This is a genomic window from Pseudomonas sp. zfem004, from assembly GCF_032621715.1.
Taxonomy (GTDB): Bacteria; Pseudomonadota; Gammaproteobacteria; order Pseudomonadales; family Pseudomonadaceae; genus Aquipseudomonas; species Aquipseudomonas sichuanensis.
In genome coordinates, this window is sequence record NZ_JAVYJF010000003.1 from 370,952 (window position 1) to 390,594 (window position 19,643).

Here is a 19,643-nt window from a genome sequence, read left to right on the forward strand (position 1 = left end):
ACTTACTGTCCCAACTTCAGGCGAGCGGTTTCGCCACTGGTGAACGGGGCGACATCGACCGCCTGGCCGTTGTAGCTCACCTGGGCGCCGCGGGCGAACCCGAGGCGTACCGCGAACGGTGGCTTGCCGGTCAGTTCCAGGCTGTCGCCCTTGCGCTTGATGGCGCTGAACAGCACCTTGCCGTTGCCGTCGGAGACCTGGGTCCAGCAATCGGCGGTGAACTGGATGTGTACGCTACCGCTGCCGGCCGGTACTGGCGCCGCAGCCGTGGCAGCCGGGGCGACAGGAGCGACGGCCACGGGGCTGGCTGGCGCAGGCTGGACGACCGGGGCGACGGTAGCTGGCGCAGCCGGTGCAGGAGCAGGAGCAGTGCTTGGCGCTGGCGCCGGCACGCTATTGGAAGGTGCCACAGCCACTACCGGTGCCGGGGGTTCAACGGCCACTGCCGGAGCTTGTTCGCTGGCCACAGGTTCCAATGGCAGCGCTTCGCTGGCTGGTTGCTGGGCTTCGCTGACAGCCTGGTCTTCCGGCTCGTCCAGCGGGTGAATCTGGGTGGTGCCGTCGGCGCTCTCGACCTCGACGTGCTCCAGGGCGATCTTGGCCAGGTCCTTGCCGCGCAGGCTGCCCTGGTCCTGCCACCAGAAGAAGCCACCACCCACCACGGCCACCAGCAACAGCAGGCTGACCACGCGCATGATGTTGTGCGACAGGCGGACCGGCTCCTCGATGCGACCGAGTGCATGCACGTCGCTGCCTTGGGCGTGGGTGCCGGTGATGTTGTCGAACGCCTGCACCAGCGGCGCCTGGTCCATGCCCAACAGTTTGGCGTAGGCGCGGATGTAACCACGGGCGAAGGTGTGCCCGGGCAGCTTGTCGAAGGCGCCGGTTTCCAGGTTGTTCAGCGAAGATACCGTGAGGTTGAGCTTTTGCGCGACTTCGGCCTGGCTCCATTCCCGCTGTTCACGGGCCTGGCGCAAGACGTCACCGGGGTTCTGGCGAGTCGCTGCTACTTCTGTTTGCGCGGCTTTCATCGTTGCTCCGACAGGTATTGCTGATATTCCGGCGTACCGGGATAAAGTCGTTGTAATTGCTGGCCCAGCCGGGCCTCATCACCCTGTTGCTCAAGGGCGCGGGCCAGGCGGCTGCCCAGCAACAGGCTGCGGGCGTTCTGTTCGCTCAGCTGGCTGAAACGATCGTAGTAGTCCCGGGCCGGCACATAATGCCTGTTTTCGTAGGACAACTCAGCCATTTCAAGCAACGCTTTCGGTTGCCGCTGATCGAGGCGCAGGGCCTTTTCCAGGTATTCGCGGGCCTGCTCGTCCTGCCCCAGCTTGCGCGCGGTCAGGCCGAGGTTCTCGTACACCCGCGAACGCTCAGGGTACAAGGTATCGGCGGCCGCCTGGCGAAACGTCGCTTCAGCATCAGAAAAGCGGCCCTGAGCATATAGGAAACTGCCGTAGTTGTTGCGGATTCGCGTGTCATCCGGGCGTGCAGCCAGTGCTTTACGGAAGTGCTGGCCTGCCAATTGCGGCTCAGCCTCGGCCTGGAACACCAGCGCCAGTGCCGCATTGGCGTCGGCATCGGTACTGTCCAAGGCCAGTGCCTTGGCCAACGGAGCCTTGGCCTGCCCGGTCAAACCTTGTTGCAAATACCCCAGCCCCAACTGCACATAAGCCCGCACAGCCTCGTCACGCCCCTGGCGGCTGGCCAGCGGGTCGCCCCCACCGCTGGAAACGCAGCCAGCCAGCAGCGCAAGCGTGAGGATCGACAGCGCGGCGCGCAAGGTCATGGGGCGGGTGCTCGTCAGGGGCGCGCGGCGCTGTCTTGCGGCTCGTCGGCAGCCAGCTGGCGCACGGCGATGTAGCGCTCGCTGCGGCGGGTGCGGTCGTTGACCTGGCCGACCAGCTGCCCGCAAGCGGCATCGATGTCGTCACCGCGGGTGGTGCGGGTGGTGACGTTGAAACCACCGTGGTGCAACAGGTCCTGGAAGCGGCGAATGGCATTGTTGCTCGGCCGCTCGTAGCCCGAGTGCGGGAACGGGTTGAACGGGATCAGGTTGATCTTGCACGGCACGTCGCGCAGCAGCTCGATCATCTGTGCCGCGTGCTCAGGCTGGTCGTTGACGTCCTTGAGCAGGGTGTACTCGATGGTCAGCACGCGCTTGCCACCGAGCGTGGACATGTAGCCCATGCAGGATTCCAGCAGCATCTTCAGCGGGTACTTCTTGTTGATCGGTACCAGCTGGTTGCGCAGCTCGTCATTCGGTGCGTGCAGCGACAGGGCCAGCGACACGTCGATGTGCTTGGCCAGTTCGTCGATCATCGGCACCACGCCCGAGGTGGACAGGGTGACGCGACGCTTGGAAATGCCATAGCCCAGATCTTCCATCATGATCTTCATGGCGGCGATGACATTGTCGAAATTCAGCAGGGGTTCGCCCATGCCCATCATCACCACGTTGGTAATCGCGCGGTCGATCTTGGCAGGAACGGTCCCAAAGGATTTGTTCGCAAGCCACACCTGGCCGATCACTTCGGCGGCGGTGAGGTTGCTGTTGAAGCCTTGCTTGCCGGTGGAGCAGAAGCTGCAGTCCAGGGCACAGCCGGCTTGCGACGACACGCAGAGCGTACCGCGATCGTCGGTAGGGATGTAGACGGTCTCGACGCAGCTGCCAGAGGCAACGCGGACCACCCACTTGCGGGTACCGTCGGCGGAAATGTCTTCACTGACCACTTCCGGGCCCCGAATCTCGGCAACGGCCTCGAGCTTTTCGCGCAGGACCTTGCCGACATTGGTCATGGCGGCGAAATCGTCGACGCCAAAATGGTGAATCCACTTCATCACCTGGCCAGCGCGAAAGCGCTTCTCCCCGATCGAGTCGAAGAACTGTTCCATTTCCTGCAGGGTCAGCCCCAACAGGTTGATTTTGCCGGTAGATGTCGTCATGGATTCACCTTCACCCTTAAGCTTTCGCTTAGCGAGTGGTTACCTCGGTAGCAGCGAAGAAGTAAGCGATTTCGCGAGCAGCAGCAGCTTCGGAGTCCGAACCGTGAACGGCGTTGGCGTCGATCGACTCGGCGAAGTCAGCACGGATGGTGCCTGGAGCAGCTTCTTTAGGGTTGGTAGCGCCCATCAGCTCACGGTTGCGAGCGATGGCGTTTTCGCCTTCCAGAACCTGAACAACGACTGGGCCGGAAGTCATGAAGGCAACCAGGTCACCGAAGAAGCCACGAGCGCTGTGCTCGGCGTAGAAGCCTTCGGCTTCGGCTTTGGACAGTTGCTTGATTTTCGAGGCAACGATTTTCAGGCCGGCTTCTTCGAAGCGAGTGGTGATCTTGCCGATGACGTTTTTGGCGACGGCGTCAGGCTTGATGATCGAGAAAGTACGTTGAACAGCCATGGAGAACTCCAGAAATATGAGTGTTGCGAAAAATTAAACCCGCGAATTATACGCGGGTTCCAGGGGATTGCCTAACCTGCAGCGTGCGCTCAGTCGGCTTCTTCAATCCAGGCCGCCTGGATGGCCTCGAGAACCTTCTCGCCGCAACGCGACGGATCGTCATCGAATTCCGGCAAAGCCATGACCCAAGCGCGCAGATCGACGAAATTCACGTAATGAGGATCGACCTCGGGCTTGCTTTCCGCAAGCTGGATAGCGATCTCAAGTACATCAACCCATTTCAGACTCATGTACAGATCCTCAGTGCGGCGCTTCAGCGGCGTGGTTGAGCGAGTATTTGGGGATTTCGATGGTGAGGTCTTCATCGGCCACTACCACCTGGCAACCCAGGCGCGATTGCGCTTCCAGGCCCCACGCCTTGTCCAGCATGTCTTCTTCGAGCTCGTCGGCTTCTTCAAGCGAGTCGAAACCCTTGCGCACGATGCAGTGGCAAGTGGTGCAGGCCTTGACGCCGCCGCAGGCGCTTTCCATCTCGATGTGATGATCGTGGGCCAGCTCCAGGATATTTGTCCCGACGGGCACTTCCACGGTCAGCCCCTCGGGGCAGAATTTTTCATGCGGCAGGAATGTCACCAGCGGCATCGATTACTCCTCGATCTCATTCAGGTTGCGCCCGGCCAGTGCGGCTTTGACCGTCGAATCAAGGCGACGGGCGGCAAATGCATCGGTCACCTGCGACAGACGCTTGGTCTGTTGCTCGATGGCGGCGCCATCGGTGCCGCTCAGCAAATCACGTAGTTCCTGCATCTGGAATTCAATGGCATCGCGCTCGTCGCTGCTGAGCAGGCGCTCGCCATCGGCGTCCAGGGCGCCCTGTACCGCTTCGAGCAGACGCTCGCCGTCGACCTGGTGCTCGCGCAGCTGGCGCGCCTGCTTGTCGGAGCCGGCGTGCTCGAACGAGTCCTTGAGCATGCGGGCGATTTCGCCGTCGGTCAGGCCGTAGGATGGCTTGACCTGGATGCTCGACTCCACGCCCGAACCCAGCTCGCGCGCGGCGACACTGAGCAGGCCATCGGCGTCGACCTGGAAAGTGACGCGGATCTTCGCGGCACCGGCAACCATGGCCGGGATGCCGCGCAGCTCGAAGCGCGCCAGCGAGCGGCAGTCGCTGATCAGCTCGCGCTCGCCCTGCAGCACGTGGATCATCATGGCCGACTGGCCGTCTTTATAAGTGGTGAACTCTTGGGCACGGGCCACCGGAATGGTGGTGTTGCGCGGAATCACCTTTTCCATCAGCCCGCCCATGGTCTCAAGGCCCAGCGACAGCGGGATGACGTCGAGCAGCAGCAGTTCGCCGCCTTCGCGACGGTTACCGGCCAGGGTGTCGGCCTGGATGGCGGCGCCAATGGCGACCACCTGGTCAGGGTCGATGGAGGTCAGCGGGGTACGGCCAAACAGCGTACCCACGGCGTCGCGCACACGCGGCACGCGGGTAGAGCCGCCAACCATCACCACCGCACCCACCTCCTCCAGCTCGATACCGCTGTCGCGCACAGCGCGGCGGCAGGCCTTGAGGCTGCGGGCAATCATCGGCTCGATCATGGCGTCGAAGGCAGCGCGGGTCAGTTCGCCCTGCCAGGCAGCGTGCTGCACGCTGACCACGTCGGCATCGGTCAAGGCTTCCTTGGCCGCGCAGGCGGTCTGCAGCAGCAGGCGCTGGGTAGCCGGGTCGAGATCAGCGGACAGGCCGGCCTGCTCGATGATCCAGCCGGCAATGGCGTGGTCGAAGTCATCGCCGCCCAGGGCGGTGTCGCCGCCGGTGGCCAGCACTTCAAAGACGCCAGCGGTCAGGCGCAGGATGGAAATATCGAAGGTACCGCCGCCCAGGTCGTAGATCGCCACCACGCCTTCGGCATTCTGGTCCAGGCCATAGGCCACGGCGGCTGCGGTCGGTTCATTGAGCAGGCGCAGCACGTTGAGGCCGGCCAGCTTGGCGGCGTCCTTGGTGGCCTGGCGCTGGGCGTCGTCGAAATACGCAGGGACGGTGATCACCGCACCTACCAGCTCACCGCCGAGCGTCTCTTCGGCACGCGCACGCAGCACCTTGAGGATGTCGGCCGACACTTCCACCGGGCTCTTCGGCCCCTGGACGGTGTCGATGAACGGCATGTGCGACTCACCACCGACAAAACGGTACGGCAGTTGCTCGCCGAGCTGCTTGACGTCGGCCAGGCCGCGCCCCATCAGGCGCTTGACCGAGACGATGGTGTTGAGCGGGTCGCTGGGCGCCGCCTCGCGCGCGCTCAGGCCAACGTCGACGCCGTTATCCAGGTAGCGCACCGCGGAGGGCAGGATGACCCGGCCCTGGGCATCGGGCAGCGGCTCGCTGCGCCCGCTGCGCACGGCGGCGACGAGAGAATTGGTGGTGCCCAGGTCGATGCCCACCGCCAGGCGGCGCTGGTGCGGCTGAGGGCTCTGACCGGGTTCGGCGATCTGCAGTAGGGCCATGCTTATCTGAGTACCTTAGGCGTCATCACGGGTAACGCCGGGGTTAATCGTCGAGGCGCTCTTCGAGTTGGCGCACTTCTTGGGCGAGCTTGTCGAGGAACTGCATGCGGCGCATCAGGCGTTCGGCCTGGTCACGCTCGGCAGCAACATCCCAGCAGGCGGCGAAATCCTCGTTCAGCGTGTCCTGGGCGGCCTTGAGCCGCTTCTTGAACACGGCCACGCCATCGAGGTCGGCTTCGTCCTGCAGCTCTTCGAGCTCTTCGCGCCACTGCATCTGCTGCAACAGGAAGGCCGGGTCGTGCACGGTGACTTCCTGGGGCACTTCATGGCCACCGATGGCCAGCAGGTAACGGGCACGGCGCGGTGCGCTGCGCAAGGTCTGGTAGGCGTCGTTCAGGGCCGCCGACTTTTCCAGGGCAACGCGCTGTTCGCGCTCGGAGGCATCGGCGAAGCGGTCCGGATGGACCTCGCGGGCCAGCTCGCGGTAGCGAGTGGCCAGCTTGTCGAGGTCCAGGCGAAAGCTCGGTTGCAGGTCAAACAGTGCGTAATGACAAGGAGTACCCACGGCCAGCCTCAAACGTTGAAGCTTTCGCCGCAGCCACATTCACCGCGCACGTTGGGGTTGTTGAACTTGAAGCCTTCGTTCAACCCTTCCTTGACGAAGTCCAGCTCGGTGCCGTCGAGGTACACCAGGCTTTTCGGGTCGATGATGACCTTCACGCCGTGGTTCTCGAACACCTGGTCTTCTTCGGCCAGTTCGTCAACGAACTCCAGCACGTAGGCCAGGCCCGAGCAACCGGTGGTGCGCACGCCCAGGCGAATGCCTTCACCTTTGCCGCGCCCGTCGAGGGAGCGGCGAATGTGGTTGGCGGCGGCTTCTGTCATGCTGATGGCCATCGGAACTCCTTAGCTTGCAACAGGCGACTTAGACCAGGCCTTTCTTCTGCTTGTAATCGCGAACGGCTGCCTTGATGGCATCTTCGGCGAGCACGGAGCAGTGGATCTTGACCGGTGGCAGTGCCAGCTCTTCAGCCAGCTGGGTGTTCTTGATGGTTTCGGCTTCGTCCAGGGTCTTGCCCTTCATCCACTCGGTGGCGAGGGAGCTGGAGGCGATGGCCGAACCGCAGCCATAGGTCTTGAACTTGGCGTCTTCGATGATGCCTTGCTCGTTGACCTTGATCTGCAGACGCATCACGTCGCCGCACGCTGGAGCGCCGACCATGCCGGTACCGACATCCGGATCCTCGGCATTCATCTTGCCGACGTTGCGTGGGTTTTCGTAGTGGTCGATGACCTTTTCACTGTATGCCATGGTGCAATTCCTTCCTCATCAGGGAGCCGCTCTTGCCGGCGACTGCTTAGTGGGCGGCCCACTCGATCTTGGAGATGTCGACGCCGTCTTTGTACATGTCCCAAAGGGGCGACAGCTCACGCAGTTTGTTGACGGCCTCGCAGACTTTCTGCGCGGCGTAGTCGACTTCTTCTTCGCTGGTGAAGCGGCCGAAAGAGAAGCGGATCGAGCTGTGCGCCAGTTCGTCGTTGCGGCCCAGGGCGCGCAGGACGTAGGACGGCTCGAGCGAAGCGGAGGTGCAGGCCGAACCGGACGAAACAGCGATGTCCTTGAGCGACATCAGCAGCGACTCGCCTTCGACGTAGTTGAAGCTCAGGTTCAGGTTGTGCGGTACGCGGGCGGTCTGGCTGCCGTTGACGTACAGCTCTTCGAGGTCCGAGACCTGCTTGAAGAAGCGGTCGCTCAGGGCCTTGATGCGCGCGTTCTCGCTGGCCATTTCCTGCTTGGCAATGGCGAAGGCTTCGCCCATGCCGACGATCTGGTGGGTCGGCAAGGTACCCGAACGCATGCCACGTTCATGGCCACCACCGTGGATGATGGCTTCCAGGCGGACACGCGGCTTGCGGCTGACGTACAGCGCGCCGATGCCTTTGGGGCCGTAGACCTTGTGCGCCGAGAACGACATCAGGTCGACTTTCAGCTTCTGCACGTCGATCTCGACCTTGCCGGCCGACTGCGCGGCATCGACATGGAACAGCACGCCGCGCGAGCGGGTCAGTTCACCGATGGCGGCGATGTCGTTGATCGAGCCGACTTCGTTGTTCACGTGCATCAGCGAAACCAGGATGGTGTCGTCACGCAGGGCAGCCTCGACCATGGTCGGGGTGACGATGCCGTCTTCACCTGGCTCGAGGTAGGTGACTTCGAAACCTTCACGCTCGAGCTGGCGAGCGGTGTCCAGGACCGCCTTGTGCTCGATCTTGGAGGTGATGATGTGCTTGCCCTTGGTCTGATAGAAGTGCGCCACGCCTTTGAGGGCGAGGTTGTCGGACTCGGTGGCACCGCTGGTCCAGACGATCTCGCGCGGGTCGGCGTTGATCAGCTCGGCCACCTGGCGACGGCCATTCTCGACCGCTTCTTCGGCTTTCCAGCCAAACACGTGGGAGCGCGAGGCCGGGTTACCGAAGTTCCCGTCGACCAGCAGGCATTCGGCCATTTTCTGGGCCACACGTGGATCGACCGGCGTGGTCGCGGAGTAATCGAGGTAGATCGGCAACTTCATTGAGTATCTCCTATCAGGCGTTGGCGTCGCTCGGCGCTGAATTTCAGTCGACGGCGGACGTCTCAATCTTGTCCAGCATGGCGGTACGGCCTGCAACACGGCGCAGGTCCTGGCGCTGGGCGACTTCTTGCACCTCACGGCGCTTGACGAGGTCGGCCAGGCTGATGCCACTGAGGAATTCATGGATCTGCTGGCTCAGGTCGCACCACAGGTGGTGAGTCAGGCAGGTATCACCGGCATGGCAGTCGCCCAGGCCCTGGCAGCGGGTGGCATCGACCGATTCATTGACCGCGTCGATGACCTGGGCCACCTGGATGGTTTCCATGCCGCGCGACAGCTGGTAGCCGCCGCCCGGGCCGCGAACGCTGGATACCAGGCTGCTGCGGCGCAGCTTGGCGAACAGCTGCTCCAGATAAGAAAGGGAAATGCCCTGGCGCTCGGAAATATCGGCCAGTGACACCGGCCCATGCTGCGCGTGCAACGCCAGGTCAAGCATGGCGGTCACGGCGTATCGGCCTTTGGTAGTCAGTCGCATGGCGTATGGTTACCACGGGAGTTACAGAATGTGTGCGAGTATGCGATTCCCGAGCATTTAAGTCAACTATTAGACCTAGTGCTTTAGTCGGGTATGCATGCGGGAGGCGGGCGCGAGTGTAGCAGACGAGGGGCGCGAGCACACGCCCCTTGTGTCGGGCTGGCGGAATCAATGCGGCTGAGTGTCGCCCTGCTTCAGCTCCGCGCACGCAGCGGCGAAGTCATCGTCGGGCAACGCCGGCAGCTCCTTGGCACAATAATCACTGCCCATCCTGGTCAGGGCGCCACACATCCCCTCCAGGCGCTCGTCGACTGCCTGCAGGTGGTCGAGCATCTGGCCGATGGCCCTGGCCACCGGGTCTGGCATGTCGCCGCTGACACCATAGGCGTCGAAACCGATCTTCTCGGCCATGGCCTTGCGCTTGGCTTCGACGGCATCGTCCTCGCTCTTGACGATGATGCGCCCCGGGATGCCCACCGCCGTGGCGCCGGCCGGCACCGCCTTGGTGACCACGGCGTTGGAGCCGATCTTGGCCCCGGCACCGACCGTGAACGGCCCCAGAACCTTGGCGCCCGCCCCCACCACCACGCCGTTTTCCAGGGTCGGGTGGCGCTTGCCTTTGTTCCAGCTGGTGCCGCCCAGGGTCACGCCCTGGTACAGCGTCACGTCGTCGCCGATCTCGGCGGTCTCGCCAATGACGATGCCCATGCCGTGGTCGATGAAGAAACGCCGGCCGATGGTCGCACCCGGGTGGATCTCGATACCGGTCATCCAGCGCCCGAAGTTCGACACCAGGCGTGCCAGCCATTTGAAATCGCGCTTCCACAGGGCATTGCCCAGACGGTGCAGCCAGATGGCATGCATGCCCGGGTAGCAGGTCAGGACCTCGAAGGCGTTGCGCGCCGCCGGGTCACGATGGAAAACACTTTGAATATCTTCACGCAGACGCTCGAACATCGTTCAGTCCTTCCGTTTATGCGGCTCGCCCCGGACGACTTTCTGGGTCTCGGTGAGGATGCCGCGCAAAATGCTCATTTCCGTACGCTCGACCGAGCTGCGCCCATACAGCCGGCGCAGGCGCGGCATCAGGTGCTTGGGCTTGGCGGGGTCGAGGAAGCCGATGTCCACCAGGGTTTTTTCCAGGTGGTCATAGAACAGCTCCATTTCGTCCATGGTCGCCAGCTCGTTGGCGTCGGTTTTCTCGACCTTGGGCGCCACGCCCTGCACCACCAACGAGGCCATGCGCACCTCGTAGGAGAGCACCTGGACGGCGGCGGCCAGATTCAGCGAGCTGAAGTCGGGATTGGAGGGAATGTGCACGTGGAAGTGACATCGCTGCAGTTCTTCGTTGGTCAGCCCGGCGTGCTCGCGACCGAACACCAGGGCGATCTCCTCGCCGGCCAGGGCATGCTCCACCGCCTTGGTGCCGCACTCCCGTGGGCCGATCAACGGCCAGGGGATGCTGCGCTCGCGGGCGCTGGTGCCCATCACCAGGCTGCAACCGACCAGTGCCTGCTCGAGGCTGTCGACCACCAGGGCGTTGTCGAGCACATCGTCGGCACCCGAGGCACGCGCCGAGGCTTCGGCGGCGGGGAATTCTTTTGGCTGCACCAGCACCAGACGCGCCAGGCCCATGTTTTTCATGGCACGCGCAGCGCCGCCGATGTTGCCGGGGTGGCTGGTATTGACCAGAACAACACGAATATTTTGCAGCAAGGTGTTGTGCTCACAGACGCGGATGAAGAGGGTTTCGATCTTACAGAACCGACCAGCGTAACGCTATGAAAGCAAATGTGACACTTCTTCCGTCAAAGATTTCTGCTAGAATGTGCGGCTTTCTTCTTTAACATCTCCAGGTGACCTTCCCATGCAGCCTATGCTGAATATCGCCCTGCGCGCCGCTCGCAGCGCCAGTGAACTGATTTTCCGCTCCATCGAACGCCTGGACAGCATCAAAGTCGACGAAAAACAGGCCAAGGACTATGTGTCCGAGGTTGACCGTGCCGCCGAGAAGGTCATCGTCGAAGCCCTGCGCAAAGCCTACCCGAACCACTCGATCCAGGGCGAAGAGACCGGCCTGCACGCCGGCACCGGCGAAGAGGGCAAGGACTACCTGTGGATCATCGATCCACTGGACGGCACCACCAACTTCCTGCGCGGCATTCCGCACTTCGCCGTCAGCATCGCCTGCAAATACCGCGGCCGCCTGGAGCACGCCGTGGTCCTCGACCCGGTTCGCCAGGAAGAATTCACTGCCAGCCGTGGCCGTGGCGCCCAGATCAATGGCCGCCGCCTGCGCGTCAGCTCGCGCACCAGCCTGGAAGGCGCCCTGCTGGGCACCGGCTTCCCGTTCCGTGACAACCAGCTGGCCGACCTGGACAACTACCTGGGCATGTTCCGCGCCCTGACTGGCCAGACCGCCGGCATCCGCCGCGCCGGCTCCGCCAGCCTGGATCTGGCCTATGTGGCCGCCGGCCGCTTCGACGCCTTCTGGGAGTCGGGCCTGTCCGAGTGGGACATGGCTGCAGGCGTGCTGCTGATCCAGGAAGCAGGTGGTCTGGTGAGCGACTTCAACGGTGGCCATGACTTCCTCGAGAAGGGCCATATCGTTGCCGGCAACATCAAGTGCTTCAAGGCCGTGCTGACTGCCATCCAGCCGCACCTGCCGGAGAGCATGAAGCGCTAAGCGCCGATTGCCGAGCACAAAAAAACGCCCTTCGGGGCGTTTTTTTGTGCTCGGCTTTTATAGAAAATCGCGTGGGAGCGGGCTTGCCCCCCGATGCGATGCATGGCACCGGCTTCGCCGGTGATCGCGGGGCAAGCCCGCTTCCACGCTGCTCCCGTTAAATCAGCAAGCTCCGATTGATTCCACGCAAACGGCTCATTGCCCCGCCTGGTTCTCGCTGAGGATCAACTTGCCATTCTTGTCCACAGGGATGGTCGAGCCCGGCTCGTGATTCATCTTCACCTTGCCCACCTGGTCACCGAGGGAATAGGTGACGTTGTACCCCACCACCTTCTCGCTGATGTCGTTGACCGTACTGCATCGGGTTTGCATGGTCGTGGTGGTGTCACGCTCCTGCATGTATTCCTGGGTCTTGTTGCCCGCGTAACCACCACCTACCGCGCCGGCGACCGTGGCGATCTTCTTGCCGGTACCGCCGCCGATCTGGTTACCCAGCAGACCACCGGCAATGGCTCCGACCACGGTACCGGCAATCTGATGCTGATCCTTGACCGGTGCCTGGCGGGTCACAGCGACCTCCTTGCACACTTCACGCGGTGTCTTCACCTGCTGCTTGATTGGCTGCACGTCGGTGACCTGGGCGTATTCAGGCCCTTTGTTCACCAAGCTGTAGGTCGCCACAGCACCTCCGGCAGTCACACCGACAGCACCCAGTACCGCACCCACCAGCATTGATTTATTCACCTGAACCTCCTGATCTTCCTTGCGGGTTCCAGCCCGCCTTCTCCCTGCCTTGGAGCAAAAAAAAAGGCGCGAGTTCAACACTCGCGCCTTACATTACGCCGAACGGCGCTGAACGATGGCTTACGGACGCTCGTCCACGCCCTCGTTCTTGGCCGGCGGGATCAGGTCTTCGCTGCTCAGGTTCAGCCAGATCAGCACCACGTTGGCGATGTAGATCGACGAGTAGGTACCCGCCATGACGCCGATGAACAGCGCCAGGGAGAAGCCGAACAGGTTGTCGCCACCGAAGAACAGCAGCGCGGCGATGGCCAGCAAAGTGGAAACCGAGGTCGCCACGGTACGCAGCAGGGTCTGGGTGGTCGAGATGTTGATGTTGTCGATCAGCGACGCCTTGCGCAGCACACGGAAGTTCTCACGCACCCGGTCGAACACGACGATGGTGTCGTTGAGCGAGTAACCGATGATCGCCAGTACCGCCGCCAGCACCGTCAGGTCGAAGGTGATCTGGAAGAACGACAGGATACCCAGAGTCACCACCACGTCGTGGATCAGCGAAACGATGGCGCCCACGGCGAACTTCCACTGGAAGCGGAACGCCAGGTAGATGAGGATGCCGCCCAGGGCCAGGAGCATACCCATGCCCCCCTGGTCGCGCAGCTCTTCACCCACCTGCGGGCCGACGAACTCGACGCGCTTGACCGTGGCCGGGTTGTCGCCACCGACCTTCTGCAAGGCTTCGGCTACGCGATTGCCCAGTTGCGGGTCGTCACCCGGCATCCGCACCAGCAGGTCGGTGGTGGCGCCGAAGCTCTGCACCACGGCCTCGTGGAAGCCGGAGCTGACCAGCTCGGTACGCACCTTCTCAAGGTCCGCCGGGCGCTCGTAAGTGAGCTCGATCAGCGTACCGCCGGTGAAGTCCAGGCCAAAGTTCAGCCCCTTGTGCCACCAGCTGAACAGGGCCAACACGGTGAGGAGCACGGTAATGGCGAACGCGACATTGCGCACGCCCATGAAGTTGATGGTTTTCATCGCAGCTCCCTCAAACCCACAGCTTCTTGATGTCACGCCCGCCGCAAGTCAGGTTGACCAGCGCACGAGTCACCATTACAGCGGTGAACATCGAGGTGAAAATCCCGAGGGACATGGTGACCGCGAAGCCTTTGACCGGGCCGGTACCCATGGCGAACAGGATGCCGCCGACCAGCAAGGTGGTCAGGTTGGCGTCGACGATTGCCGAGTAGGCGCGGTTGAAGCCTTCATGGATGGCGCGCTGCACCGACATGCCGGCGGCGATCTCTTCGCGGATACGCGAGAAGATGAGCACGTTGGCGTCGACCGCCATACCCATGGTCAAGACGATACCGGCAATACCCGGCAAGGTCAGCGTGGCGCCCAGCAGCGACATCAACGCCAGCAGCAGGACCATGTTGCCCGCCAACGCGATAGTGGCCAGCACACCGAAACCGCGGTAGATGGCGATGATGAACAGCGAGACGAACAGCATGCCCCACAGGGATGCATCGATACCCTTGGTGATGTTGTCGGCACCCAGGCTCGGGCCAATGGTACGTTCTTCGGCGAAGTACATCGGCGCAGCCAGACCACCGGCACGCAGCAGCAGGGCCAGCTCGGACGACTCACCCTGGCCGTTCAGGCCGGTGATGCGGAACTGGCTGCCCAGCGGCGACTGGATGGTCGCCAGGCTGATGATCTTCTTCTCTTCCTTGAAGCTCTGGACCGCAACGTCTTTCTCGACGCCGTTGACCGTTTGCTTCTCGTAGTGGGTGACCGGCTTCTGCTCGATGAAGATCACCGCCATGCTGCGCCCGACGTTGGAGCGGGTGGCGCGGCTCATCAGCTCGCCGCCGTGGCCGTCGAGGCGGATGTTCACTTGCGGGCGACCGTGCTCGTCGAAGCTGGCCTGGGCGTCGGTGACCTGGTCACCAGTGATGATCAGGCCGCGCTCGACCGGGGCGGAGCGGCCGCCTTCGCGGAACTCGAACACCTCGGTGGTGGCTTTGGACGCACCCGGCTCGGCGCCGAAGCGGAACTCCAGGTTGGCGGTCTTGCCGAGGATACGCTTGGCTTCGGCGGTGTCCTGCACACCCGGCAGCTCGACCACGATGCGGTTGGCGCCCTGGCGCTGTACCAGCGGCTCGGCCACGCCCAGCTCGTTCACACGGTTGCGAACGGTGGTCAGGTTCTGCTTGATGGAGTATTCGCGGATTTCGGCGACCTTGGCCTGGGTCAGCGCCAGGCGCAGCACGGCGAGCTCGTTGCGCTCGGTGGTGGTCAGTTCGAAATCATTGAAATTCTTGCGGATCAGGCTGCGAGCCTGTTCGCGGGTAGCGTCGTCGGCGAAGCCCAGCATGATGCCGCCATCCTGCTGAGGCAGGCTGCGGTAGCGGACGCGCTCTTTGCGCAGCAAGGTCTTGACCTCGCCTTCGTAGACTTTCATGCGGGCAGTCATGGCCTTGTCCATGTCCACTTCCAGCAGGAAGTGCACACCACCGGACAGGTCCAGGCCCAGCTTCATCGGGCTGGCACCCAGGTTGCGCAGCCACTGCGGGGTGGTCTGGGCCAGGTTCAGGGCCACGACATAGTCATCGCCGAGGGCCTTGCGCGCCACATCCTTGGCTGGCAGCTGGTCTTCCTGGTTGGTCAGGCGCACCAGCGCACTGCCCTTCTCGCCCAGGTTGCCGCCTTTTACCGCGATGCCGGCATCGGTCAGCGCCTTGGTGACGCGATCGAGGTCAGCCTGGCTGACATGCAGCGCGGAACTGGCGCCGCTGATCTGCACCGCCGGATCATCCGGGTAGAGGTTGGGTGCGGAATAAATAAAACCGATCGCCAGTACCACCACGATCAGCAGGTATTTCCACAGAGGGTATTTGTTCAGCATCACGCCGCCCGTTCAAGACGCGGGGCGCTTTGCGCGCCCCGACTGGAAAAATGAAACCGGTAACTCAGATAGCCTTGAGCGTACCTTTTGGCAGGGTCGCGGCAATCGCGCCCTTCTGGAACTTCAGCTCGACGGTGTCGGACACTTCCAGAACCACGAAATCATCGGAAACCTTGACGATCTTGCCGGCGATGCCGCCGTTGGTGACAACTTCGTCACCTTTCTGCAAGTTGCTCAGCAGGTTCTTCTGCTCTTTGGCGCGCTTGGCCTGTGGACGCCAGATCATCAGGTAGAAGATGACCAGGAAGCCGACCAGAAAGATCCACTCGAAGCCGGTACCGGCTGGACCGGCGGCAGGGGCTGCAGCGTCCGCGTAGGCGGCGGGAATCAAGAAGCTCATTGTGCACTCCTAATGCAAATTTTCTAATAATGGATGCAAACAGTCAGTCCAAAGGCGGCACAGGGAGCCCGCGTTTGGCGTAGAAGGCGTCGACAAAGGCGGCCAATTTACCCTGTTGAATAGCCTCGCGTAAACCGGCCATCAAGCGCTGGTAGTGGCGCAAGTTGTGGATGGTATTCAGCATGCTGCTCAACATTTCGCCGCACTTGTCCAGGTGGTGCAGGTAGGCGCGCGAGAAGTTGGTGCAGGTGTAGCAATCGCAGGTCGGATCCAGCGGCGATTCATCATGACGATGGAACGCATTGCGGATCTTGATCACCCCAGTGTCGATGAACAGATGGCCGTTGCGCGCATTGCGCGTGGGCATCACGCAGTCGAACATGTCGACGCCGCGGCGCACACCCTCTACAAGATCCTCCGGCTTGCCTACCCCCATAAGGTAACGAGGTTTGTCAGCCGGCATCTGGCCTGGCAGGTAGTCCAGCACCTTGATCATCTCGTGCTTGGGCTCACCCACCGACAGACCACCGATGGCCAGGCCGTCGAAGCCGATGTTGTCCAGGCCTTCCAGCGAACGCATGCGCAGGTCCTGATACATGCCGCCCTGGACGATGCCGAACAGCGCCGCGGTGTTGTCGGCGTGGGCGTTCTTCGAGCGCTGGGCCCAACGCAGCGACAGCTCCATCGAGGTGCGCGCCACGTCGTGCTCGGCCGGGTACGGCGTGCACTCGTCGAAGATCATCACGATGTCCGAGCCCAGGTCGCGTTGCACCTGCATGGACTCTTCCGGGCCCATGAACACTTTCGAGCCATCCACGGGCGAGGCGAACGTGACGCCCTCCTCTTTGATCTTGCGCATGGCGCCCAGGCTGAACACCTGGAAACCACCGGAGTCGGTGAGGATGGGGCCTTTCCATTGCATGAAATCGTGCAGGCCGTTGTGCTTCTTGATCACCTCGGTGCCTGGGCGCAGCCACAGGTGGAAGGTGTTGCCAAGGATGATCTCGGCGCCGATGGCCTCGATGTCACGCGGCAGCATGCCCTTGACCGTGCCATAGGTACCCACCGGCATGAACGCCGGGGTTTCCACGGTGCCACGGGGGAAGGTCAGCCGACCGCGACGGGCCTTGCCGTCGGTGGCCAGCAGTTCGAACGACATTCGACAGGTGCGACTCATGCTTGATCCTCTGGGCCGCGTGGCGCCGGATTGCGGGTGATGAACATGGCATCACCGTAACTGAAGAAGCGGTATCCGTTGGCCACGGCCGCCGCATAGGCAGCCATGGTCTCGGGGTAACCGGCAAAGGCCGAGACCAGCATCAGCAGCGTGGACTCCGGCAGGTGGAAGTTGGTCACCAGGCAGTCGACCACATGGAACGGCCGGCCTGGGAAAATGAAGATGTCGGTGTCGCCGCTGAACGCCTTGAGCACGCCATCGCGCGCCGCGCTTTCCAGCGAACGCACGCTGGTGGTGCCCACGGCGATCACCCGGCCACCACGGGCACGGCAGGCCTCGACGGCGTCGACCACATCCTGGCTCACTTCGAGCCATTCCTTGTGCATGTGGTGGTCTTCGATCTTGTCGACCCGCACCGGCTGGAAGGTGCCGGCGCCCACGTGCAGGGTGACGAAGGCGCGCTCGACGCCCTTGGCGGCGATCTTTTCCAGCAGCGCCTCGTCGAAGTGCAGCCCTGCGGTAGGCGCAGCCACGGCGCCTGCGCGCTCGGCATAGACCGTCTGATAGCGCTCACGGTCGGCGCCCTCGTCCGGGCGGTCGATGTAGGGCGGCAGCGGCATATGACCGACACGTTCGAGCAGGGGCAGCACCTCTTCGGTGAAACGCAGCTCGAACAGCGTCTCGTGGCGCGCGACCATTTCGGCCTCGCCACCGCCATCGATGAGGATCACCGCGCCTTCTTTCGGCGCCTTGCTGGCGCGCACATGGGCCAGCACGCGGTGGCTGTCCAGCACCCGCTCGACCAGCACTTCCAGCTTGCCGCCGGAAGCTTTCTGGCCGAACAGGCGTGCCGGAATCACCCGGGTGTTGTTGAACACCATCAGGTCGCCGGGGCGCAGGTGGTCGAGCAGGTCGGTGAACTGCTGGTGGGCCAGCGCGCCGCTTTGACCGTCGAGCACGAGCAGGCGGCTGCCGTGACGCTCGGCCAACGGGTGGCGGGCGATGAGGGAGTCTGGGAGTTCGAAAGAAAAATCGGCGACGCGCATGATGATGTTCGGTTCGACAGGGCCGGGAAGTTTAGCCCAATGCATGAAAATTGACCATGAAAGACGATTGACCGACCTCATGCGCCTCTCTATACTGCGCCGCGACAAGCCCTGATGGCGGAATTGGTAGACGCGGCGGATTCAAAATCCGTTTTCGAAAGGAGTGGGAGTTCGAGTCTCCCTCGGGGCACCAAAATCCAGAAAAAACCGACCCTATGGTCGGTTTTTTTGTGCCTGGAAATCGGGGAAACCTGGGCGACCGTACTGGCTTCATCGCCGGCAAGCCGGCTCCCACAGGTATGCGCCGTGCCTGGCCCCTGCGCCGCCCACTGTGGGAGCTGGCTTGCCAGCGATGCGCCACGACAGTGGCGCCCGCCTCACTGATTCAATCTTGCCCCCAAGTCTTTAAGACTTTCCCCATTCCCTGTAGTCCATTTCCCAAACATACTCCAAAGCCCTTTCAAGCCATTGCGGTGGTCTGGGTCGGGTTTTAGTCTCGGCCGGTCGTTGCAGAATCAACGATCAGCTTTGACAGGCTGACTCAGTAATAAACTCGCATGGCTTCGCCTTTCATGGCGGCTGTACGTGGGGCACTTTCGAGTGCGCCGGGTTTCCTTACTGACCGGTCTGTCAACCCACGTACGCTGCCACCCACTTGTTTGACAGCAATGGTGGATAGCTCTTCAGTAAGGATTACACCATGTTGAAGATTGTCCCCGACCCACCGCTTTCCACCGAAATATCCCACTCCCTGGAAGACCTCCTGGTCCAGATCTCGGAGCGGCTGTTCTGCGCGCTCTCCATCATCCACCTGAACACCCCCGCCCACTTCACGAACATAGGCCGAGGCCTGTCCCTGACGTCCACCCACAAGATCGAAGCCGCCCGTCAATTGGCGGAGTTGGCATTGAGCAAACTGCAGGTCAGGCACTGAACTGGGAGAGACCACGCTGGAGGACAAGACTGCCCCGCGATTGGACTATCAGGGCAACATGGCTGCACACAGGGTGGCTAGGCTCTAAACGGCCCTGTATGAGGCTCCTGGACACCTTGTTGGCCACAGCTGTCTATGCAGCACTAATACCTCATACATAGAGCGTGGGAGCGGGCTTGCCCCGCGATGAGGCCCGCCCGGCCAGCCTCACTGCCAGAGTGTTGCCTTTCCAGAGCTATCGCGGGGCAAGCCCGCTCCTACAGGTGTTCCACACCAGCCTGCTGTGGCCGCGGAAAAGACAAAACCCCTACCTGCATGCGCAGATAGGGGTTTTGCGAAATGAATCTTGACGATGACCTACTCTCACATGGGGAAACCCCACACTACCATCGGCGATGCATCGTTTCACTACTGAGTTCGGGATGGGATCAGGTGGTTCCAATGCTCTATGGTCGTCAAGAAATTCGGTTGCCGAGAATGTCTTGTGAACACTCCTGGCCAATTCGGATATGCGATTTGTGGTGCTTTTGTGAAAGGTGCGAATTTTCGGGTCTTTCGTCTTCACCACCACAATTTGGCACGTTCGCTCAAATTGCTTGGGTGTTATATGGTCAAGCCTCACGGGCAATTAGTATTGGTTAGCTCAACGCCTCACAGCGCTTACACACCCAACCTATCAACGTCGTAGTCTTCGACGGCCCTTCAGGGGATTCAAGATCCCAGTGAGATCTCANTCTT

General features: G+C 62.3%; 22 protein-coding genes, 1 tRNA gene and 2 rRNA genes. 3 read left to right on the forward strand and 22 right to left on the reverse strand.

All coding sequences use genetic code 11. The features are described 5' to 3' along the window. Positions 1–2: 2 nt before the first annotated feature. The 14 genes from RTH46_RS05330 to trmJ all read right to left on the reverse strand — a co-directional run bounded on the left by RTH46_RS05330 (position 3) and on the right by trmJ (position 10,732). The gene (locus RTH46_RS05330) at positions 3–1,031 is read right to left on the reverse strand and encodes a RodZ domain-containing protein (protein WP_316905166.1); all 1,029 of its coding nucleotides are present in this window, start codon (positions 1,029–1,031) and stop codon (positions 3–5) included. Further along, the gene (gene pilW, locus RTH46_RS05335) at positions 1,028–1,789 is read right to left on the reverse strand and encodes a type IV pilus biogenesis/stability protein PilW (protein ID WP_153787455.1); all 762 of its coding nucleotides are present in this window, start codon (positions 1,787–1,789) and stop codon (positions 1,028–1,030) included. Before pilW ends, RTH46_RS05330 begins: the two co-directional genes overlap by 4 nt. A gap of 14 nt (positions 1,790–1,803) precedes the next feature. Then, positions 1,804–2,946, reverse strand: a complete 1,143-nt coding sequence (rlmN, locus tag RTH46_RS05340; RefSeq protein WP_110735779.1) for a 23S rRNA (adenine(2503)-C(2))-methyltransferase RlmN — start codon at positions 2,944–2,946, stop codon at positions 1,804–1,806. A 28-nt stretch (positions 2,947–2,974) separates the two neighbouring features. Continuing rightward, a complete protein-coding gene (gene ndk / locus RTH46_RS05345) occupies positions 2,975–3,400 on the reverse strand; it encodes a nucleoside-diphosphate kinase (RefSeq protein WP_110735781.1) in 426 nt (141 codons plus the stop codon). Between the two features lie 89 nt (positions 3,401–3,489). Next, entirely contained in the window at positions 3,490–3,690 is a 201-nt protein-coding gene (gene iscX / locus RTH46_RS05350) for a Fe-S cluster assembly protein IscX (protein ID WP_102682076.1), read from the reverse strand. A 10-nt stretch (positions 3,691–3,700) separates the two neighbouring features. Beyond that, a complete protein-coding gene (gene fdx, locus RTH46_RS05355; RefSeq protein WP_153787457.1) occupies positions 3,701–4,042 on the reverse strand; it encodes an ISC system 2Fe-2S type ferredoxin in 342 nt (113 codons plus the stop codon). A gap of 3 nt (positions 4,043–4,045) precedes the next feature. Continuing rightward, on the reverse strand, positions 4,046–5,908 hold the full coding sequence (hscA, locus tag RTH46_RS05360; protein ID WP_316905167.1) for a Fe-S protein assembly chaperone HscA: 1,863 nt from the start codon (positions 5,906–5,908) through the stop codon (positions 4,046–4,048). 43 nt (positions 5,909–5,951) lie between these two features. Then, complete coding sequence (gene hscB, locus RTH46_RS05365) at positions 5,952–6,473, reverse strand: co-chaperone HscB (protein WP_125465404.1); 522 nt, start codon at positions 6,471–6,473, stop codon at positions 5,952–5,954. A gap of 8 nt (positions 6,474–6,481) precedes the next feature. Beyond that, on the reverse strand, positions 6,482–6,805 hold the full coding sequence (gene iscA, locus RTH46_RS05370; RefSeq protein WP_011532338.1) for an iron-sulfur cluster assembly protein IscA: 324 nt from the start codon (positions 6,803–6,805) through the stop codon (positions 6,482–6,484). Between the two features lie 28 nt (positions 6,806–6,833). Next, the gene (gene iscU / locus RTH46_RS05375; protein WP_010452756.1) at positions 6,834–7,220 is read right to left on the reverse strand and encodes a Fe-S cluster assembly scaffold IscU; all 387 of its coding nucleotides are present in this window, start codon (positions 7,218–7,220) and stop codon (positions 6,834–6,836) included. A 46-nt stretch (positions 7,221–7,266) separates the two neighbouring features. Beyond that, positions 7,267–8,481: an IscS subfamily cysteine desulfurase gene (locus RTH46_RS05380; RefSeq protein WP_316905168.1), complete on the reverse strand. Its 1,215-nt coding sequence runs from the start codon at positions 8,479–8,481 to the stop codon at positions 7,267–7,269. Between the two features lie 43 nt (positions 8,482–8,524). Then, the gene (iscR, locus tag RTH46_RS05385) at positions 8,525–9,016 is read right to left on the reverse strand and encodes a Fe-S cluster assembly transcriptional regulator IscR (RefSeq protein ID WP_110993503.1); all 492 of its coding nucleotides are present in this window, start codon (positions 9,014–9,016) and stop codon (positions 8,525–8,527) included. 168 nt (positions 9,017–9,184) lie between these two features. Further along, entirely contained in the window at positions 9,185–9,973 is a 789-nt protein-coding gene (gene cysE, locus RTH46_RS05390; RefSeq protein WP_153787459.1) for a serine O-acetyltransferase, read from the reverse strand. 3 nt (positions 9,974–9,976) lie between these two features. Then, complete coding sequence (gene trmJ / locus RTH46_RS05395) at positions 9,977–10,732, reverse strand: tRNA (cytosine(32)/uridine(32)-2'-O)-methyltransferase TrmJ (protein WP_316905169.1); 756 nt, start codon at positions 10,730–10,732, stop codon at positions 9,977–9,979. A 151-nt stretch (positions 10,733–10,883) separates the two neighbouring features. Between trmJ and suhB the strand changes: the two genes are divergently transcribed. Further along, on the forward strand, positions 10,884–11,702 hold the full coding sequence (gene suhB, locus RTH46_RS05400; protein WP_110993505.1) for an inositol-phosphate phosphatase: 819 nt from the start codon (positions 10,884–10,886) through the stop codon (positions 11,700–11,702). Between the two features lie 195 nt (positions 11,703–11,897). On the opposite strand, the gene RTH46_RS05405 is transcribed toward suhB, so the two are convergent. The 6 genes from RTH46_RS05405 to queA form a co-directional block, all read right to left on the reverse strand. Beyond that, on the reverse strand, positions 11,898–12,446 hold the full coding sequence (locus RTH46_RS05405) for a glycine zipper 2TM domain-containing protein (RefSeq protein WP_125465407.1): 549 nt from the start codon (positions 12,444–12,446) through the stop codon (positions 11,898–11,900). A 120-nt stretch (positions 12,447–12,566) separates the two neighbouring features. Further along, positions 12,567–13,475, reverse strand: a complete 909-nt coding sequence (gene secF, locus RTH46_RS05410; protein WP_153787461.1) for a protein translocase subunit SecF — start codon at positions 13,473–13,475, stop codon at positions 12,567–12,569. A gap of 10 nt (positions 13,476–13,485) precedes the next feature. Then, the gene (gene secD, locus RTH46_RS05415) at positions 13,486–15,348 is read right to left on the reverse strand and encodes a protein translocase subunit SecD (RefSeq protein ID WP_153787462.1); all 1,863 of its coding nucleotides are present in this window, start codon (positions 15,346–15,348) and stop codon (positions 13,486–13,488) included. A gap of 64 nt (positions 15,349–15,412) precedes the next feature. After that, positions 15,413–15,748 carry a preprotein translocase subunit YajC gene (gene yajC / locus RTH46_RS05420; RefSeq protein WP_008092587.1) on the reverse strand — a complete coding sequence of 112 codons (336 nt, stop codon included), beginning with the start codon at positions 15,746–15,748 and terminating at the stop codon, positions 15,413–15,415. 43 nt (positions 15,749–15,791) lie between these two features. After that, complete coding sequence (tgt, locus tag RTH46_RS05425) at positions 15,792–16,907, reverse strand: tRNA guanosine(34) transglycosylase Tgt (RefSeq protein ID WP_167409821.1); 1,116 nt, start codon at positions 16,905–16,907, stop codon at positions 15,792–15,794. A 14-nt stretch (positions 16,908–16,921) separates the two neighbouring features. Next, positions 16,922–17,971: a tRNA preQ1(34) S-adenosylmethionine ribosyltransferase-isomerase QueA gene (gene queA, locus RTH46_RS05430; protein WP_316905178.1), complete on the reverse strand. Its 1,050-nt coding sequence runs from the start codon at positions 17,969–17,971 to the stop codon at positions 16,922–16,924. A 108-nt stretch (positions 17,972–18,079) separates the two neighbouring features. Here queA and RTH46_RS05435 point away from each other — a divergent pair. Beyond that, positions 18,080–18,164 (forward strand) — tRNA-Leu (locus tag RTH46_RS05435). Between the two features lie 507 nt (positions 18,165–18,671). Beyond that, on the forward strand, positions 18,672–18,905 hold the full coding sequence (locus tag RTH46_RS05440) for a hypothetical protein (protein WP_316905170.1): 234 nt from the start codon (positions 18,672–18,674) through the stop codon (positions 18,903–18,905). A 344-nt stretch (positions 18,906–19,249) separates the two neighbouring features. Here the strand turns inward: RTH46_RS05440 and rrf are convergent. Both rrf and RTH46_RS05450 read right to left on the reverse strand, forming a co-directional pair. Beyond that, positions 19,250–19,365 (reverse strand): 5S ribosomal RNA (rrf, locus tag RTH46_RS05445). Positions 19,366–19,512: 147 nt separating this feature from the next. Continuing rightward, positions 19,513–19,643 (reverse strand): 23S ribosomal RNA (locus tag RTH46_RS05450); the annotation flags it as partial.

Excerpts from the sequence above, each read along its gene's own strand:
- iscU (WP_010452756.1), bottom strand. The coding sequence starts at position 7,220 with ATGGCATACAGTGAAAAGGTCATCGACCACTACGAAAACCCACGCAAC.
- rlmN (WP_110735779.1), bottom strand. The coding sequence starts at position 2,946 with ATGACGACATCTACCGGCAAAATCAACCTGTTGGGGCTGACCCTGCAG.
- RTH46_RS05380 (WP_316905168.1), bottom strand. The coding sequence starts at position 8,481 with ATGAAGTTGCCGATCTACCTCGATTACTCCGCGACCACGCCGGTCGAT.
- secD (WP_153787462.1), bottom strand. The coding sequence starts at position 15,348 with ATGCTGAACAAATACCCTCTGTGGAAATACCTGCTGATCGTGGTGGTA.
- iscA (WP_011532338.1), bottom strand. The coding sequence starts at position 6,805 with ATGGCCATCAGCATGACAGAAGCCGCCGCCAACCACATTCGCCGCTCC.
- yajC (WP_008092587.1), bottom strand. The coding sequence starts at position 15,748 with ATGAGCTTCTTGATTCCCGCCGCCTACGCGGACGCTGCAGCCCCTGCC.
- iscR (WP_110993503.1), bottom strand. The coding sequence starts at position 9,016 with ATGCGACTGACTACCAAAGGCCGATACGCCGTGACCGCCATGCTTGAC.
- fdx (WP_153787457.1), bottom strand. The coding sequence starts at position 4,042 with ATGCCGCTGGTGACATTCCTGCCGCATGAAAAATTCTGCCCCGAGGGG.
- secF (WP_153787461.1), bottom strand. The coding sequence starts at position 13,475 with ATGAAAACCATCAACTTCATGGGCGTGCGCAATGTCGCGTTCGCCATT.
- ndk (WP_110735781.1), bottom strand. The coding sequence starts at position 3,400 with ATGGCTGTTCAACGTACTTTCTCGATCATCAAGCCTGACGCCGTCGCC.
- pilW (WP_153787455.1), bottom strand. The coding sequence starts at position 1,789 with ATGACCTTGCGCGCCGCGCTGTCGATCCTCACGCTTGCGCTGCTGGCT.
- queA (WP_316905178.1), bottom strand. The coding sequence starts at position 17,971 with ATGCGCGTCGCCGATTTTTCTTTCGAACTCCCAGACTCCCTCATCGCC.
- RTH46_RS05330 (WP_316905166.1), bottom strand. The coding sequence starts at position 1,031 with ATGAAAGCCGCGCAAACAGAAGTAGCAGCGACTCGCCAGAACCCCGGT.
- tgt (WP_167409821.1), bottom strand. The coding sequence starts at position 16,907 with ATGTCGTTCGAACTGCTGGCCACCGACGGCAAGGCCCGTCGCGGTCGG.
- suhB (WP_110993505.1), top strand. The coding sequence starts at position 10,884 with ATGCAGCCTATGCTGAATATCGCCCTGCGCGCCGCTCGCAGCGCCAGT.
- hscA (WP_316905167.1), bottom strand. The coding sequence starts at position 5,908 with ATGGCCCTACTGCAGATCGCCGAACCCGGTCAGAGCCCTCAGCCGCAC.
- RTH46_RS05440 (WP_316905170.1), top strand. The coding sequence starts at position 18,672 with ATGTTGAAGATTGTCCCCGACCCACCGCTTTCCACCGAAATATCCCAC.
- cysE (WP_153787459.1), bottom strand. The coding sequence starts at position 9,973 with ATGTTCGAGCGTCTGCGTGAAGATATTCAAAGTGTTTTCCATCGTGAC.
- iscX (WP_102682076.1), bottom strand. The coding sequence starts at position 3,690 with ATGAGTCTGAAATGGGTTGATGTACTTGAGATCGCTATCCAGCTTGCG.